Below are 16,578 nucleotides of genomic sequence, written 5' to 3' on the forward strand. Positions count from 1 at the left end.
GACCTAGCGCGCCCGCTACGCCCACGGATCGTCAGTTCATGAAACAGCCCCTCACGCCCGCTTCGCTCGCCCCGCCTTTCGGGCAGTATTCCCATGGCATGAAGGCCGACGCGCAAGGCGTCCTCCTGACATCCGGCCAACTCGGCATCAACAGCGACGGCAGCGTCCCGGAGGATGCCGGCGAGCAGGCCCGCATCTGCTTCGAGAGCATCGCCGCGATCCTGCGCGAAGGCGGCCTGTCGATGGCGAATATCGTGCGCCTCAACGCCTTCGTCACCGACCGCAAGCATATGCCGGCCTATATGAAGGCCCGCGACGAGGCGTTGGCCGATTGCCCGGTGAAGCCGGCATCGACGCTGGTCATCGTCTCCGGCTTCAGCCGCCCGGAATTCCTGGTCGAGGTCGAGGCGACGGCCGTTTACTGAGCCGGCTGAGCTTCAAACTCATGGGCGCTCAGTGGGCGCCCGCCTTGACGAAATTGGCGAGTTCCGGCGTCTGCGGATTGGCGAAGAGCTCCTTCGAAGGCCCGCTCTCCCAGATCAGCCCCTGATGCATGAAGACGGTGGTGTCCGCCACGGTGCGCGCGAAATTCATCTCGTGCGTCACCAGCAGCATGGTCATGCCGCCCTTGGCGAGCTTTTCCATCACCAGCAGCACCTCGCCGGTCAGTTCCGGATCGAGCGCCGAGGTCACCTCGTCGAACAGCATCACCTTGGGCTGCATGGCGAGCGAACGGGCGATCGCGACGCGCTGCTGCTGGCCACCGGAGAGGTTGTCGGGATAGCTGTCGAACTTCTCGGAGAGGCCGACCTGCGCCAGCACCTCCTTGGCCAGCGCCAGAGCCTGCGCCTGCGGCACGTTCTTGGTGATGCGCGGCGAGAGCATGATGTTCTGCCCCACCGTCAGATGCGGGAACAGGTTGTAGCTCTGGAAGACGATGCCGACATCCTTGCGCAATTCGCGCAGCTTCGTCGGGTCCTGCGTCATCGTGTGGCCGGCGACCTCGATCTTGCCGGCATGGAAGCTCTCGAGCCCGTTGATGCAGCGCAGCAGCGTCGACTTGCCCGAACCCGAGCGGCCGATGATCGCGACGACCTGTCCGGTATCGACGCTGAGCGAGACGCCTTTCAGCACCTCCAGCGAACCGAAGCGCTTGTGGATGCCTTCAATGAGAACGGCTGGCATTCATCACCTTTTCGAGATGGCGGCTGAGCCGGGAGAGCGGGAAGCAGATCGCGAAATAGATCGCCCCGACGAGCGTGAAGATCTGGAAGGCCTGGTAGGTCGCGTTGTTGACCAGCATGCCGGCGCGCATCAGGTCGACGAAGCCGACGACCTGCACGATCGAGGTGTTCTTCACGAGCTGGACGAGGAAGCCGACCGTGGGCGGCAGCGAGATGCGGATCGCCTGCGGCAGGATGACATGGGCGTAGGTCTGGGCGGTCGTATGCGCCAGCGAGGCCGAGGCCTCCCATTGCTGGCGCGGCACGGATTCGATCGAGCCGCGCCAGATCTCGGCGAGATAGGCCGAGACATAGATCGAGAGCGAGGCCGAGGCCGCGAGGAAGGGCGGCAATTCGATGCCGAGCGCCGAGAGCCCGTAATAGCTCATGAACAGCACCATCAGCACCGGGATCGACTGGATCACCAGGATGTAGCCGGCCGCAAAACGGCGCAGCCAGCGGATGCGCGACAGGCGCATGATCGCGAAGGCGCCGCCGATGATGCTGCCGATGAAGAAGGCGATCGCCGTCAGCGCCAGCGTCCAGCCGGCGGAACGCAGGATGAAGAGGGCCTCTGGCCAACCGAAGGTCTGCATCAGGCGGCCTCCCCATGCGCTTCGGTGAGGCGCGCGAGGCCCGAGACCTGCGGGAAGAGCCTCCGGCCGAGCCAGTTGAGGAAGAGTTTGAAGGAGAGCGCCAGCACCAGATAAAGCACGGTGACGACGATATAGGTCTCGAACGAGCGGAACGTGTCCTGCTCGATGATCGCCGCCGTGCCCGACAATTCCTGCACCGAGACGAAGGAGCAGATGCTGGAGGCCAGCATCATCAGCACGAACTGGCTCGACAGCGCCGGCCAGACCCGGGCGAAAGCCGGCTGCAGCACGACATGCTTCAGCACCTGCCACCGGGTCATGGCGAGCGCGAGCCCGGCCTCGATCTGCGATTTATGGATGGAGTCGACGCCGGCGCGGATGATCTCGGTCGCGTAGGCCGCGAGATTGAGCGTCATCGCCAGCAGGGAAGCTTCGAGCCCGTTGAGGCGGATGCCGATCTGCGGCAGCCCGAAGAAGATCATGAAGAGCTGCACCAGAAACGGCGTGTTGCGCATCAGCTCGACATAGGCATCGACGATGTAACCGGCCCAGCTGCCTGCGAGGCTGCGCAATGCGGTCATCGCCGTCGCCAGCAAGAGCCCGAGCCCGATCGCGACGAAGGACAGCACGATCGTGAGCCAGACCCCGTTCAGGATCATCGGCCATTTGGAAAAGACGTCTTGGAAGAGCAATGGCCCGCTCCTTCGGCCTCAGGGGTAGGTCGAGGTCGCCGGCGCGCACTGGGCGCGCCGGCTGTTCGGCAGATCCGGTGGAAAAGGCGGATCAGAAGGTCGGGAGCGGCGGCAGCGGGCTGCCGACCCACTTCTGGGCGATCGCGTCGAGTTCGCCATTCTGCTTGACGTAGTAGATGAAGTTGTTGAGCCACTGGCGCAGCTCATAGGCGTCCTTGCGCATGGTCATCGAGTTCGGCTGCATGCCGAAGACGAACTTGAGCTCGGTCTCGGTCTCGCCGCGCGCCTTCATGGCGGCGTTGGCCTGCGCGTCGGGGCCGGCAATGGCCTGGACCTGGCCGGAGAACAGCGCCTGCATCGTGGTCGCGTCGTCCTCGAAGCGCAGGATGGTGAGATTCAGTTCCTTCTCGCGATTGGTGAACTCGCGCTCGACGCTGGAGCCGCGGTTGACGCCAACCTTCATGCCCTTGAGATCCGCCCAGGTTTTGATCGCGACGTTCTTCTTGGCGTAGATGCCGGTCTGGAAGGCGCTGTAGGGGATCGAGAACATCACCGCCTTGGCGCGCTCGGGCGTCGGGGCCAGCGTGGCGACGAGGAAGTCGACCTTGTTGGCTTCGAGCGCCGGGATGCGGGCCGGCGGGGTCAGCTGCACCAGCTCGACCTTCACGCCGAGATATTTGCCGATCAGCGCGATGACGTCAGCGTCATAGCCGATGGCGTTGCCCTGGGAATCGACCGAGCCATAGGGCGGCGCGCCGATCAGCACGCCGATCTTCACCGAGCCGCGCTTGATGATGTCGGTGACCGTCTGGGCCGAGGCCTGGCCGGCGGCGAGCATGCCGGCGCCGAGCGCGAGCAAGGTGCCGGCAATCCGGAGATGCTTGAGCATATTCATCTGGTGTCTCCTCTGCTGCGGCCTTGCCGCTTGTCATGACCCGGCTTCTGGCGGCCGGTTCGGGAAGAAACGGGTCAGCGCATCGGCGGTCAGGCGCTGGCGCGCACGACGTTGACGAGCGGCTCGCCGGCGAAGCGGCGCTTGATGTTCTCGGCAATGACCCCCTGCCGGCGGCTGATCGTGCCGCTGGTCCATCCGGACATGTGCGGCGTCATTAAAACGTTTGAAAGCTCATGAAAAGGCAGATTCGCCGGCAAGGGCGTGCTGTCCCCAGCGCTGGGGTAGCGATACCAGGTATCGATGATCGCCCCGCCGATGCGGCCGGTCTTGAGGGCGTCGAACAGCGCCTGCTCGTCGATGGTCGGGCCGCGCCCGACATTGATGACGACCGCGCCCGGCCGCATCGCGGCAAAAGCGGCGGCGCCAAGAATGCCCCTGGTCTCCTCGGTGAAAGGCACGGAGACGACGACGACATCGACCGAGCCGCAGAATTCCGCCAGCGCATCGAGCGTGAAGGCGCGGTCGACCAAGCCTGAGACCGGCACGGCGCTGCGATTGGCGACATGCACCTTCATCTCGAAGGCCTTGGCCCGCGTCGCGATCGCCTTGCCGATATGGCCGAAGCCGAGCAGGCCGATGGCCTGGCCGGCGATCTCGCCATGGACGCGCTCCGGCGCGCCGGCCCAATAGGCCCAGTCGCCCTGGCGCAGGCGCCGGTCGGCATCGGCGAGCGGGATGCTGCGGGCCAGCAGCGCCGCCATCACGTATTCGGCGATGGCCTGCTCATGGCCGAAGCAGTTACAGACCGCGGCGGAAACCGGCAGCGCGCCGAGATCGACCATGTCGTAGCCGGCGCCCGGCACATGGAACAGCTTGAGCCCGGCAGGCTGCGGCAGTCCGGCATCGAACTTCACGCCGACGATGACCTCGGCCTCGGCATAGGCCCTCTGGTCTGCTCCCGCTTCGAGATGGTCAGGCAGGAGCCGGATCTCGGCTTGGTCGCCGACGAGCCCGGCAAAGCCGTGGCTGAACGAGGCGGCATTCTCGCCGTGGAAGACAATACGCATGATCCGGTGGTCCCTTCCGTCAACTCTTCAGCAGCGGCTCGACCCTGCAATCCAGCAGGGATGGGTCGATGCCCGCCTCCATCTCGTCGAACATGCCGTCCACGAAGCCGATCAGCGCATCGGAGGCGGCCACGGCCTCATCCGCCCGCCGTGCCGCGATGGCGTTCAGCACCGCGATGTGGTGATCGATCGAGACCGAGAGTGCGACACGCTGCGGCATCGCGCTGTGATAGATGAAGCCGATGCGCCGGAAGATCGTGTGCAGCGGGCGCAGCGTATGCTGGAGGAAAGGCTCCGCCGCAGCCGAGAGCACCGTCTCGTCGATCCGCCGGTCGAGCGTGTTGAAATCGGCGAGGCTCAGGCTGTCGCGGCGCTCGCGCAGCAGCCGCTCGATATGCAGGAACTGGTTGCGGTGGGAGGCGCCCGCCCTCTCGGCCGCGAGCCCAATGACGAAGCGCTCGAGATCGCGCCGCAACCGCAGCAGCACGCGTTCGCGCGCCAGATCAATCGGCGCGACCTGCAAGCCATGCCGCGGGCGGACGACGATCAGCGTATCCGCCGCCAGCCGATTGACGGCGTGATGCACCGGCGTGCGGCCATAGCCGGTCATGTCCTGCAGGTCCTGCAACGACAGGAACCGGCCCGGCGGCAGCTCGCAGGTGATCAGCATCGCCTCGATGCGCTCATAGGCGAGCTCGAACAGGTTGACGCGGTTGCGCCGCTTCGGCGCAGACGCCTCCTCGACCTCGGCCTGTCTCGGCTGGACCGCGCTGCGCGCCATCCCGGTCTCCTCCATGAAGGCGCTCTTGAGCGGCACCCGTTGACCGGAAGCCTAGACATGTTGTGAAATTTTACAAGAAGCTATTTGCAGCCCCGAAGGACTGTCGCGATCTTGGTGACACCCGATCAGCTTCAGCTGATCGGCGCGTCCATGCGTGCCCTAGCCGCCATTGCCCCACAGAGCATGGACCGACTGCGCGATGGCAAAGCCGCTGACGGCGAGCAGGATCACGATCGCGACGATGCGGTAATGGCGTTGCAGGGTGGAGCGGAACAGGCGCGTCCCGATCACCTGCCCGAGAAACAGCGCGGGAATGGTCACCGCCGCCAGCACCGCCGTGGATGCGACCAGAAGCCCGGACGCTCCGGCAAAGCCGATCGCGACCGCATCCGAGAGCAGGAAATACAGGATGATCGAGGCGCGCCCGACATGCATCGCCGTCTGGGCGTTGAGGTAGAACAGCACCACCGGCGGGCCGCTCATCGCTGCCGCGCCGTTGAGCAGGCCGGACAGGATGCCGACACCGAAGGTCGCGGGCGCGCCCGGCTCGCGGCTCGCCTTCAGGCCGGCCGCCAGCGCACAGGTCGTCGCGAGCACGACCAGCGCGATGATGAGGCGCATCACATCGGCTGGTAGCGCGGCGAGCCCATAGAGGCCGATCGGGGTCGCCAGCAGCGCGCCGGCGACGAGCAGCATCACCGAGCGCAGATGCGCGGAGCGCCAGAGGCCGGGCAGCAGTTGCAGGCTGCCGACGACCTCAAGCAGCAGCACCATCGGCACGGCGGTGACGGGGTCGGCGATCAGGGCGAGAAGCGGCACGGCCACGAGCGCGAAACCGAAGCCGGTATAGCCACGCATGATCGCCGTCAGGAAGACGACGAGGATGCAGGCCGAAACCTGCCCCGTGCTGAACGGCTGCAGCAGCCCGGAGATCGTCATGAAAGCCCCCGCGAATGGACCAGCGTCGTATGGGCGCGACCGCACCGTCTGCCTAGAGCCATTCCGGCAAAACTGCTTGGCGGCTTTGCATGGCGTCAAAGCGGTCCGGCGGCAGCTTCGGCGCACAAACCATGAAAGGCTGGCTTCAGCGAAGAGCTCCAGCCTCCAACAGCGTGACCATGGCGGCGTATCCGCGCGAGCGTGCGTGCTGCAGCGGCGTGACGCCCTGGTTGTCGACGAGATTGCGGTTGGCGCCGGCCGCGAGCAGGGCCCGCACGGTCTCGACATGGCGCTTGCCGCCATCGCCGAGGATCACCGCCTCGATCAGGGCGGTCCAGCCGAGATTGTTGACATGGTCGAGCGGCGCCCCGGCCACGATCAGTTCGCGGACGATGCCGTCATGGCCGAGATGCGCGGCGGCGATCAGGGCCGTGCCATCATAGCGGCTGGTCGTCAGCTTGGCCGAGGCGCCCGAGGCCAGCAGGGCCTTCAGGGCCGGAACGTCGTCGCTCACGGCGACGATCGTGACGGCGTCATAGCGCTGGTTGTCGAACAGGCCGGGGTCGGCTCCGGCGGCGATCAGCGCGCGGATCGCCTCGACCTGACCGCGGAAGGCCGCGACATGCAGGGGCGTGCGGCCATTGCCGTCGCGTGCGTCAAGCCCCTCGCGGGCTCCCGCGAGGCGACGGATGGCAGCGACATCGCCGGAGGCCGCCGCAGCATGCAGACCGCGATAAGCGGCGAGTTCGGCCGCATCGGGCGGCGTCTGCGCGACGGCCGGGCCGGTCAGGGCGGCAACGGCCAGGGCGACAGTGATCAGCAGCATCCTCGCCATCACGGCGCTCCTCCTTGCGACGATATGACGAAACAGGCGGCCGCTTCCGCAACCGCCTGCCCCGTTTCAAACTGGATTCAGGCTCAGCGCAGCTTGGCCTTCACCTTCTCGATGCCGGCATTGGCGCATTCTTCGTCGAGATGGCCGCCCGGGGCGCCACCGACGCCAACCGCGCCGATCACCTCGTCGCCGACCTTAACCGGCACGCCGCCGCCGAGCAGCAGGAAGCCTTCGATCCCGGCCATGTTGCGCGCGGCCGGGTTCTTCTCGACGTTCTCGGCGATCGCGCCGGTGGCGTTGCGGGCGGAAGCGGCGGTGAAGGCCTTGTCACGGCTGGCGGCAACGGTGTGCGGGCCGGCGCGGTCGGCACGGAGCACGGCGCGGGTGACGCCGGCGCGGTCGACGACCGTCGCGGTGACGTTGAAGTTCTTGGCGGCGCAGGCCTCGACGGTCGCCTGGGCGATTTCCTGGGCGATGGCGAGCGGCATGTTGCGCTCCTGCAGGACCTGGGCGCCGGCAGCGGCCGGAACGAGCGCGAGCACAACGGCAGCGGCGGCGAAACGGATCTTGGACATGATCTCTCCGGGACTTGAGCGAGGACGAGCCGTAAGCTCGATGACCGCAAGCTAGCCGGTCCCGTCAGGCGTTTTGATCGGTGCGGTGCCGGAGCCGCCTCCGTAGTCCTACGGAGAGATCCACGCCTATCCCTCCAGCGCGAAGCGCACCATCTCGGCGACCGAGCCCGCCCCAAGCTTCTCGGCGATATGGGCGCGGTGGGTCTCGACGGTCCGCGGCGAGACGTCGAGCGCCCGCGCGATCTCCTTGGTCGACAGCCCCTCGGCGACGAGGTCGAGGATTTCGCGCTCGCGCTGGGTGAGCTTTGCCATGAGGGCGTCGCGGCCGGCGCGCGCGGCCTCGGTCCGGTTGCGGGCGTCGAGCGCCGCGAAAGCCGCCTCGATGGCTTCGAGCAGCACCTGCTCGTCGATCGGCTTGGTCAGGAAATCGACCGCGCCCGCCTTGAAGGCGCGCCGGCAGGCGGCGACATCGCCATGGCCGGTGATCATCACCGTCGGCATGCCACCGGCCTCCTTGGCCATGCGCTCCAGCAATTGCAGACCGGAGGTGCCGGGCATGCGGATGTCGACGACAAGGCAGCCGTCCTGGCGCGGGTCGGGCCGGTCGAGGAAGGGCTGTACGCCGGCAAAGGCGCGCGGCGCGAAGCCCATCGTGCGCAGCAGCAGGACGAGCGCATCGCGCACATCGGCATCATCGTCGATCAGGTAGACCTTGCGCGGCGCGGGCTTCATTCGGCGGCCATGCCAAGTTCGGCCGCCAGCGCCGGAAAGCGTACGCTGAAGATCGCCCCGCGCTCCGGCCCATTACGCACGGCGATCCGCCCGCCCGCCGCTTCGACCAAGCGCTCGCACAGCGGCAGGCCGAGCCCCATCCCGCTGCTCTTGGTCGTGAAGAACGGCTCGAACAGGCGGGCCATGTCGGCTTCCGCAATGCCGGGACCGTCATCGGCCACGATGATCTCGGCCTCCCCGTCGACGAGGCGCGTGGTCAGCACGATCTCGCGCCGGCCGGCCGGCATGGCCTCGACCGCCTCGGCGGCATTGCGGACGAGATTGTGCACCACCTGCTCGATCGAGACCCGGTCGAGCAGCGCCTGCGGCCCGGGTTCGTTCAGCTGCAGCCGGAGCGCGACGCCGCGTTCCTGCAGGTCGCGCTGGCTGAGCTCCACCACATTGCTGACGACCCGATTGAGATCGTTCGGCTGACGCTGCGGCTCCCGCCGCGTCACATAGGCCCGCAACCGCTCCAGAATCTCGCCAGCCCGGCGCGCGTGCCGGACATTGGCCTCGAGCACGCCGGTGAGATCGCCGGGCGCCGCCTCCCCCGATTTGGCGAGCCTCAGGCCAGCCTGGCTCTGGCTCAGGATCGCGGTCAAGGGCTGCGTGATCTCATGCGCGATGCCGGAGGCCATCTCGCCGACCGTGTTGACCCGCATGGCATGGGCGAGCCGGGCGTCGTGCTCGTGCAGGCGCACGGCCTCGCGTGCCCGCCGGCTGGCGCGCCGCTCGCGCAGCACCGCCAGCAGCAGGAAAAGGCCGAGCCCCGCGACGATCGGCCAGCCGAACAGCAGGATCGGCGGCAGCAATTCGGCGAAGGCCGGCCGGCGCGCCAGCTCCAGCACAAGCGGCTGCGATCGGCTGCTCAGCGCCTTCGTAAAGGCGATCTCCGGGATCGACGCCCCGGCTTGCAGCGGCCAGCCATGCTGGAGGATCGCTGTCCCTGAGGCATCGCTCAGCTTCAGCGCGGCATCATCCGGCAACCCGCCTTCCGGCTCGGTCAGGAGCCGGGCGTCGATGACGAGAACCAGCGCCCGCGGTCCATGGCCGACATCCGGCACGCGCTTCACCAGCGCATAGAACGGCTTGCCCGAGCGGCTTGCGAGCGTGACGGCCTGGCCCGACGCCAGCGCGCTCACGCGCGCCGACAAGGCGGCCGGATCGAAATCGGCAAGGCTGGCCGGCGTGGCCCCGGCAGAGACGGTCTCGATCAGCTCGACGGCCGCAATACGCGGATAGAAACGCTGCATCGCCTCGACGACCGCCCGGAAGCTCGCCGATTCCGCGTTCGAGCTGGCCAGCACCGCAGCCAGGCTGGTCAGATGCGCATCATGCTGCTCGACACGCTGGGAGACGATGCGATGCAGCGTCGTTCCCTCGCGCTGGAGCGCCTCGCTCGCGCGCATGAATTCAACGACGGCGCCGAGCCCCAGCCCGGCCAGAGCCAGCGGAACCCACAACAGCAGGAAAGGGGCGAGGCGCGGTGTCAAGGATTTCATCCGGTTTCCAGCCGAGCTTACAGCGCCGGGCCCCAGCCGTCACCGCCGTGCAAAGAGCAAATGCTGTGACGCAAAGGTCGAAAATCCATCGTGCCGGACGCCTGCAATACTCTTGCGGACGCCATCACGCCCCAATAGGCTCGCTTTCGACGCGCCGATCACAGGCGCGCGCAAGGGGAAACGCCTATGTCAAAGATGATCACCAAAATGGTCGCATTCGGCCTTGCCGCTGCGGCCTTTTCCGTATTTGCCGCGCCGGCTTCGGCGCAGGCGACGCTCGAAGCCGTCAGGAAGCGCGGCAAGGTGCTCTGCGGCGTCTCCCCGACGGCCCCGGGCTTCTCCTATGCCGACGACAAGGGCGTCCGCCAGGGCTTCGACGCCGATGTCTGCCGCGCCGTCTCCTCCGCCGTCTTCGGCGTGCCGGACAAGGTCGATTTCGTTCCGCTGAACACCAATGTCCGCTTCCAGGGCCTGCAATCGGGCGAGGTCGACCTGCTCTCGCGCCAGACCACGATGACCTTCTCGCGCGACACCTCGCTCGGCCTCGATTTCGCGCCGGTCGTCTTCTATGACGGCCAGGGCCTGATGGTCTCGACCAAGCTCGGCGTGAAGAGCGCTGCCGAACTCTCGCAATCGGCCGTCTGCATCCTGCCGGGCACGACGACGCTGCAGAACCTCGAGGACTATTTCAAGCCGCGCAACATCAAGTACGAGGCGGTCGTCTTCGAGAATCCCGACGAGTGGCGCAACGCCTTCTTCTCCGGCCGCTGCGACGTCATCACCACCGACCGCTCGGACCTCGCCTCGGTGCGCGCCATCGCCAACGACCCGAAGCAATACGTCATCCTGCCCGAGACGATCTCGAAGGAGCCGCTCGCCCCGGTCGTCCGCCAGAACGACAGCAACTGGCGCGACATCGTCTCCTGGACGGTCAACGCCCTGATCGCGGCTGAGGAATACGGCATCACCAAGGGCAATATCGACGAGCAGCTCAAGAGCAAGGATCCCGAGGTCCAGCGCCTGCTCGGCGTCAACGGCGATCTCGGCAAGATGCTGAACATCGACAACAAATGGGCCTATAACGCGATCAAGCAGCTCGGCAATTACGGCGAGCTCTTCGAGCGCAATCTGGGCGAGAAGACCCCGCTCGGCCTGACTCGCGGCCCCAACCAGCTCTGGAACAAGGGCGGCCTGATCTACTCCCCGCCCTTCCGGTGATTCCGGCCCTCGCTTCGGGCGGGAAGGCGGCCTGCGCTTTTCCGTCCGAGGCGACAATAAACACATCGATCGCTGTTGCCGCGTCCGGCGGGACGCGGGAGCGATCTGCCATGCGTTCCCTCGATTGACCTGAGACAGCCGGCCGCCTTCGCGCGGCCGGTGCGTCCCCAGCCCGGAACAGCCCGATGGCCACCTCCGATTCCAGCCCGGTGCGGCTGCTCTATGACGTGCGCGTCCGCGCCGTGCTCTATCAGGTCGTCGCGGTCGCGCTCGTCGTCGGCATCGGCCTCTATCTCTTCGGCACCGTCTCGCGGAAGCTGGCGGCGCAGAACATCGCGACCGGCTTCGACTACCTCTCCCGGCCGGCCGGCTTCGTCATCAGCCAGTCCTTCATCTCCTACGATTCCGGCAACACCTATGGCCGCGCCATTCTGGTCGGCCTGCTCAACACGATCTGGGTCTCGGTCTTCGCCGTCATCCTCTCGAGCGTGCTCGGCCTCGTCGTCGGCATCGCCCGGCTGTCGCGCAATCCGCTGCTCTCAACGTTGGCGCTGCTCTATGTCGAGGCGCTCCGCAACGTGCCGCTGCTGCTCTATCTCTTCCTCTGGTACGCGCTCATCGTCGCGGTCTTCCCGCCGGTGCGCGAGGCCTGGCAGATCCTGCCGGACGTCTTTCTCAGCAATGGCGGCCTGATCGTACCATCGCTGCGCTGGTCGCCCGCCCATACCGGCGTGCTGGCCGCCGTCGTGATCGGCATCGTGCTGGCCTGTGTCATCGCCTCGTCCTTCCGCCGCAAGCGTGTCGCCACCGGCCAGAGCCGCATGGCCTGGCCCTTCATCCTGCTCGCGCTCGTGATCCCGCCGCTTCTCGCCATGCTGGTCTTCCAGCCTGAGATGGCGGTGAACTGGCCGGAAAAGGGGCGCTTCCGCATTACCGGCGGCCTTCAGGTCACCCCGGAATTCACCGCGCTGCTGGTCGGCCTCGCTCTTTCGGCTTCCGCCGGAATCGCCGAGATCGTGCGCGCCGGCATCCTCTCGGTCGGGCGCGGGCAATGGGAGGCGGCGCGCGCGGTCGGGCTGCATGACCGCCAGACCATGCGGCTCGTCGTGCTGCCGCAGGCTTTGCGCGTGATCATCCCGCCTCTGACCAGTTCCTATCTATCGACCTTCAAGAACTCGTCGCTGGCCATCGCCATCGGCTATCCCGATCTCGTCATGGTCTCCAACACGACGATGAACCAGACCGGGCAGGCGATCGAGGGCATCGCCATTTTCATGCTGGTCTATCTGGGCATGTCGATCACGATCTCCATGCTGATGAACTGGTACAACGCCCGCGTCGCGCTGGTGGAGCGTTGAGATGACCGACACCGCTCAGCTCAACACCCTCGCCTCCATCCCCGACGAACGACCGGTGCGGCCGGCGCGCAGCTGGTTCGCGTTGTTCAAGCCCTATATCGGCTCGCCCCTCAACGCCGTCGTCACCTTCGCCTGCCTCTGGCTGATCTACCGGCTCGTCACCGGCGCCTGGGGCTGGCTCGTCACCCGCGCCATCGTCGAAGGCGGGCCGCAGACCTGCAAGGCGGCGGCCGGAGCCGGCGCCTGCTGGCCGTTCCTGGCGGCGAAGCTGCGCTTCATGATCTTCGGCTTCTTCCCCTATGACGAGCACTGGCGCCCGGCTCTGGCGGTGCTGCTCTTCCTGGGCGCGATGATCTATTCGATGATCCCGCGCTTCTGGTCGCGTCGCCTGCTCTGGCTCTGGCTCGCCGTCGTCGTCATCTGCGGCGTGCTGATGTATGGCGGCATCTTCGGCCTGAGCATCGTCAACACCACGAACTGGGGCGGCCTGCCGCTCTCCTTCATGCTGTCCTCGGTCGGGCTCGCCTTCGGCTTCGTGCTCGGGGTGCTGCTGGCGCTGGCGCGCTCGTCGAAGCTGCCGGCGATCCAGGTCATCGCCGTCGTCTTCATCGAGATGGTCCGCGGCGTGCCGCTGGTCTCGATCCTGTTCATGGCCTCGGTGATGCTGCCGCTGTTCATGCCGGATGGCGTGACCATCGACAAATTGCTGCGGGCCCAGGTCGCGATCATCATCTTCGCCGGCGCCTATATCGCCGAGACGGTGCGCGGCGGCCTGCAGGCCGTGCCGAAGGGCCAGCACGAGGCAGCCGCCTCACTCGGCCTCGGCTACTGGCTGTCGATGCGCAAGATCGTGCTGCCGCAGGCGCTGAAGATCGTGATCCCGCCGCTGGTCAACATCTTCATCGGCTTCTTCCAGGACACGACGCTGGTCACCATCATCGGCCTGCTCGATTTCCTCGACACGGTGCGCTCAGCGATGCGCGATCCGGCCTGGCAGGGCATCGCCGTGCTGGAGGGCTACATCTTCGCGGCGCTGGTCTATGCCGTGTTCAGCTACGGCATGGGCTCCTATAGCCGCTTCATCGAAAGGCGCCTGAAGACCGATCACAGCCACGGCCGGCACTGACAAGGGCTTTTGCGGCCATTGCGTGGGCGTATTCGCGCCCGCGCAATGTTCCAGCAAGCCGCCGCGCCGACCACTCCCGATGATTCTCATCGCGGAGATCGGACGATGCTCTTCAACCCAGACCGGTCGGCGGCACTCGCCGGCCGCGCCCTGCACGCCTATCTCGACCTGATCAAGCGGACGACGCGCTTCAAGCCGGTCATCCCCGGCGCCCGCCCCTGGGAGCGCAACCGCGAGCCCTTCATCGCCCTGACCTGGCATGGCCAGCAGATGCTGACCCTCGCCGCGCTCGAAGGTGCCACGCGCGTCGCGGTCCTGACCTCGCTCCACTTCGACGGGGCGGTCGTCAGCTCCGTGGTCGAGCGCGCCGGATTTCGCAGCATCCGCGGCTCCGGCACGCAGACCCCGGCCAAGATCATGGCGAAGCGCTCCGTCCCGGCCTTCTTCGAGATGCGCGAAGCCCTGCGTCAGGGCACGAGCCTGATGCTGACCGCCGATGTCCCCAAGCTGTCGCGCATCGCCGGCAAGGGCGCCGTCCAGCTCGCCCGCGCGACCGGCAGGCCGATCTATCTCTTCGCGGCCGTCACCAGTGCGCGGGTCGATCTCGACAATTGGGACCGCGCCAGCATCGCCCTGCCCTTCGGGCGCGGCTGCGTCCTCTGGTCCGAGCCTCTTTACGTGCGCAAGGCCGCCGACGCTCGCGAGATCGGCCTGATCGCCATGGATATTTCGGAGCGCCTCGACGAGCTCCATGCCGTCGCTCAACGCAATATCGGCAGCGAACGCTGACCCGGCCCCCCGCTTCAGCGGCGCCCTGGCGGCGCGCAGCCGCCGGGCGCTCCGCAGATATCCGCGGGCGGGCGCAGCGTCTCCGGCTCGCCGCCGGGCTCGATCCGAATCCGGCTAAGGTCTCCCGAAAGCCTGAGGCCGAGTCCCGACGAAATCAGCACGATCCGCGCCCGGCTGGAGGCAAGGATGGTCGCATTCGCACCGGCGAGAAAATGCGCGCTGCCGCCGAGGCTGGCATAGGTGCCGAACACATCCTCCTGCCGGTCGAGCCCGTAGACCAGCATGATCACCCGCCCGTAATCGGCGCCGAGCCCGATGCCGACCGAGAGCGCCGACCAGATCACCGGCATCGGTATCCCGTCCGAGAACCGCAATTCGCCGCTGCCATGCCGCCCGCCGACCACGAAAGACCCGCTGAGCTCGCCGCCGACGATATAGGCGTTCGGTTCGCCGAACAGCGCCAGCGAGCGCTCGATCGGCACGCTGACGGTCTTGGAGGCCGTGTCGAACACACCATCGACCAGCCTGGCGATGTCATGTCGCGACGCGGTCGGCAATTGGCCGGGCCTGATATCGTCTCGTTGGGGAACGCCTTGCGCGAAGACCGGCGCCTGAATCTGCGCGATGGCGAGCAGAACCGCCAGCGCCAGGCGCTGGCGGAATCGTCCGGCCATGGCGCGCGGCGCATGCATCAGGCGAGGCGATCCATGAGGGGGTTGAACGGCAACGGTGATACGGTCCATGCAGGGCCCGGCAGGGCGACGCCCCCGGCCCGAGAAGCCATACCCGCACAGAGGCTCCGTGACGACCCGCAACGTTGAAACCGTTTCGATATCCCCTGCGTCGAAACGCGCGCGGCGGCTGACGGGTGCCCGGCGATGACCTCGCTCTCGCGCGCCCTCACCATCCGGCTGACGCTGCTCGGCATCGTGCTGTTCGTCGCCTTCATCGCGTCCGTGCTCGCCTTCACCTTCATCACCGAGGACCCGGGCGTCCTACGCAACGATGTCACCTCCCAGATCATTCGGCAAAGCGTGCGCCCCTCCGGCAGCGCGGCGCTGCAGGTCGAGAAATCGCCGGGCCTGATCAAGGTCGAGCAGGCCAGCCCGCTGCTCTGGTATCTGGTCTCCGACGGACGTTCGGTCGTCGAGTATGCGCCAGAATTGCGGCCGGGCCTGCCGATCGACATCCGGCTGGACGGCCCGACCATCGCCGCGCAGATGCGGGTCGGCGGCGACGACGCGCTCTCGGTCGACGTCGCCGAGCAGGACGGCAGCCGCATCCTCGTCGCCACCGGCGGCGGGCGGCCGGGTTGGGCCGTGATCCTCGGCTATTTCCTGCGCGCCATCGCAGGTTCCGCAGCAGCGATCTCGGTCGTGTTCGGGATCATGATCGCCGCGGCGATCGCCATGTCGGTGTCCTACATCACCAGCCGCTTGCGTAGCGCCGCCGAGGCCGCCGCCCGGATCGATCCGCGTGCCCCACGTGGCCTGCTGCCGACGGAGGAGACCCCGGTCGAATTGATGCCGCTGACGACCGCGCTGAACTCGGCGCTCGACCAGATAGCGGGCAATATGGAGGTGCAGCGGCGCTTCATGAACAATGTCGCGCATGAACTGCGCACGCCGCTCGCGGTGATGCGCACCAAGGTGGATTCGCTGTCCGACGAGGGCGAGCGCCTGGCGCTGACGACCGATGTCAGCCGCCTCACCACCATCGTCTCCTCGATGCTGCAGCTCGCCCGGCTGCACAACACCGAGCTGCCCTTCGAGCCATTGCGCCTCAATGTACTGGCGCGCGATGTGCTCGCCGATCTCGCCCCGCTCGTGCTCAGCAACGGCATCGGCATCGCGCTCGAAGAGGAAGGGACGCGCGATGTCCTGATCGCAGCCAACGAGGCCACCACCCGCGCGGCGCTCGCCAACCTCATCGACAATGCGCTGCGCCACGCGCAGGCGCGCTCCTCCATCCTGGTCAAGGTCATCGACGGCAGCGTGCTGGAGGTCAGCGACGACGGCATCGGGATCACCGCCGCCAAGCGCGCGCAGGTCACCGAGCCGTTCAACCGGATGTCGCCGCATTCGACCGGTGCCGGGCTCGGCCTGACGATCGTGCGCGACATCATGGCCGCCCATGGCGGCACGCTCGATCTCAGCGACACCGAAGGCGGCGGCACGACGATCCGCCTGACCTTCCGGGTCGTTTAGT

At 67.1% G+C, this 16,578-nt stretch carries 18 protein-coding genes; 6 read left to right on the plus strand and 12 right to left on the minus strand.

Going from position 1 to position 16,578, the window contains the following annotated elements; genetic code table 11:
- Window positions 1-38 precede the first annotated feature (38 nt).
- Entirely contained in the window at window positions 39-425 is a 387-nt protein-coding gene (locus AC3WMA_RS13000) for a RidA family protein (protein WP_336810403.1), read from the plus strand.
- 28 nt (window positions 426-453) lie between these two features.
- Here AC3WMA_RS13000 and AC3WMA_RS13005 read toward each other — a convergent pair whose 3' ends face one another.
- From AC3WMA_RS13005 to AC3WMA_RS13055, 11 genes are all read right to left on the minus strand, one after another.
- Window positions 454-1,185 carry an amino acid ABC transporter ATP-binding protein gene (locus AC3WMA_RS13005; RefSeq protein ID WP_492285768.1) on the minus strand — a complete coding sequence of 244 codons (732 nt, stop codon included), beginning with the start codon at window positions 1,183-1,185 and terminating at the stop codon, window positions 454-456.
- Window positions 1,166-1,819: an amino acid ABC transporter permease gene (locus tag AC3WMA_RS13010; RefSeq protein ID WP_492285769.1), complete on the minus strand. Its 654-nt coding sequence runs from the start codon at window positions 1,817-1,819 to the stop codon at window positions 1,166-1,168. Before AC3WMA_RS13010 ends, AC3WMA_RS13005 begins: the two co-directional genes overlap by 20 nt.
- On the minus strand, window positions 1,819-2,478 hold the full coding sequence (locus AC3WMA_RS13015) for an amino acid ABC transporter permease (protein ID WP_492286102.1): 660 nt from the start codon (window positions 2,476-2,478) through the stop codon (window positions 1,819-1,821). The genes AC3WMA_RS13010 and AC3WMA_RS13015 overlap by 1 nt, the downstream gene beginning before the upstream one ends.
- A gap of 124 nt (window positions 2,479-2,602) precedes the next feature.
- The gene (locus AC3WMA_RS13020; protein WP_492285770.1) at window positions 2,603-3,406 is read right to left on the minus strand and encodes a transporter substrate-binding domain-containing protein; all 804 of its coding nucleotides are present in this window, start codon (window positions 3,404-3,406) and stop codon (window positions 2,603-2,605) included.
- An 89-nt stretch (window positions 3,407-3,495) separates the two neighbouring features.
- Entirely contained in the window at window positions 3,496-4,473 is a 978-nt protein-coding gene (locus AC3WMA_RS13025) for a 2-hydroxyacid dehydrogenase (RefSeq protein ID WP_492285771.1), read from the minus strand.
- A 19-nt stretch (window positions 4,474-4,492) separates the two neighbouring features.
- Window positions 4,493-5,254 carry a GntR family transcriptional regulator gene (locus tag AC3WMA_RS13030; RefSeq protein ID WP_492285772.1) on the minus strand — a complete coding sequence of 254 codons (762 nt, stop codon included), beginning with the start codon at window positions 5,252-5,254 and terminating at the stop codon, window positions 4,493-4,495.
- A 159-nt stretch (window positions 5,255-5,413) separates the two neighbouring features.
- Window positions 5,414-6,193 carry a sulfite exporter TauE/SafE family protein gene (locus AC3WMA_RS13035; RefSeq protein ID WP_492285773.1) on the minus strand — a complete coding sequence of 260 codons (780 nt, stop codon included), beginning with the start codon at window positions 6,191-6,193 and terminating at the stop codon, window positions 5,414-5,416.
- Between the two features lie 145 nt (window positions 6,194-6,338).
- Window positions 6,339-7,028 (minus strand): ankyrin repeat domain-containing protein, encoded by a 690-nt coding sequence (locus AC3WMA_RS13040; RefSeq protein ID WP_492285774.1) that lies wholly within the window; start codon window positions 7,026-7,028, stop codon window positions 6,339-6,341.
- Between the two features lie 83 nt (window positions 7,029-7,111).
- Window positions 7,112-7,603, minus strand: a complete 492-nt coding sequence (locus AC3WMA_RS13045) for a GlcG/HbpS family heme-binding protein (protein ID WP_492285775.1) — start codon at window positions 7,601-7,603, stop codon at window positions 7,112-7,114.
- 126 nt (window positions 7,604-7,729) lie between these two features.
- A complete protein-coding gene (locus AC3WMA_RS13050; RefSeq protein WP_492285776.1) occupies window positions 7,730-8,335 on the minus strand; it encodes a response regulator transcription factor in 606 nt (201 codons plus the stop codon).
- Entirely contained in the window at window positions 8,332-9,879 is a 1,548-nt protein-coding gene (locus AC3WMA_RS13055) for a sensor histidine kinase (protein ID WP_492285777.1), read from the minus strand. Before AC3WMA_RS13055 ends, AC3WMA_RS13050 begins: the two co-directional genes overlap by 4 nt.
- Before the next feature lie 195 nt (window positions 9,880-10,074).
- Between AC3WMA_RS13055 and AC3WMA_RS13060 the strand changes: the two genes are divergently transcribed.
- From AC3WMA_RS13060 to AC3WMA_RS13075, 4 genes are all read left to right on the plus strand, one after another.
- A complete protein-coding gene (locus AC3WMA_RS13060; RefSeq protein ID WP_492286103.1) occupies window positions 10,075-11,097 on the plus strand; it encodes an amino acid ABC transporter substrate-binding protein in 1,023 nt (340 codons plus the stop codon).
- Window positions 11,098-11,282: 185 nt separating this feature from the next.
- Window positions 11,283-12,455 carry an amino acid ABC transporter permease gene (locus AC3WMA_RS13065; protein WP_492285778.1) on the plus strand — a complete coding sequence of 391 codons (1,173 nt, stop codon included), beginning with the start codon at window positions 11,283-11,285 and terminating at the stop codon, window positions 12,453-12,455.
- A 1-nt stretch (window position 12,456) separates the two neighbouring features.
- Window positions 12,457-13,581, plus strand: a complete 1,125-nt coding sequence (locus AC3WMA_RS13070) for an amino acid ABC transporter permease (RefSeq protein WP_492285779.1) — start codon at window positions 12,457-12,459, stop codon at window positions 13,579-13,581.
- Between the two features lie 105 nt (window positions 13,582-13,686).
- Window positions 13,687-14,370: a lysophospholipid acyltransferase family protein gene (locus AC3WMA_RS13075; protein ID WP_492285780.1), complete on the plus strand. Its 684-nt coding sequence runs from the start codon at window positions 13,687-13,689 to the stop codon at window positions 14,368-14,370.
- 14 nt (window positions 14,371-14,384) lie between these two features.
- On the opposite strand, the gene AC3WMA_RS13080 is transcribed toward AC3WMA_RS13075, so the two are convergent.
- Window positions 14,385-15,044 carry an EipA family protein gene (locus AC3WMA_RS13080; RefSeq protein ID WP_492285781.1) on the minus strand — a complete coding sequence of 220 codons (660 nt, stop codon included), beginning with the start codon at window positions 15,042-15,044 and terminating at the stop codon, window positions 14,385-14,387.
- Between the two features lie 204 nt (window positions 15,045-15,248).
- Between AC3WMA_RS13080 and AC3WMA_RS13085 the strand changes: the two genes are divergently transcribed.
- A complete protein-coding gene (locus AC3WMA_RS13085; RefSeq protein ID WP_492285782.1) occupies window positions 15,249-16,577 on the plus strand; it encodes an ATP-binding protein in 1,329 nt (442 codons plus the stop codon).
- Window position 16,578: the final 1 nt, after the last annotated feature.

It is taken from the genome of Allobosea sp. FW305-C-101 (genome assembly GCF_058783685.1).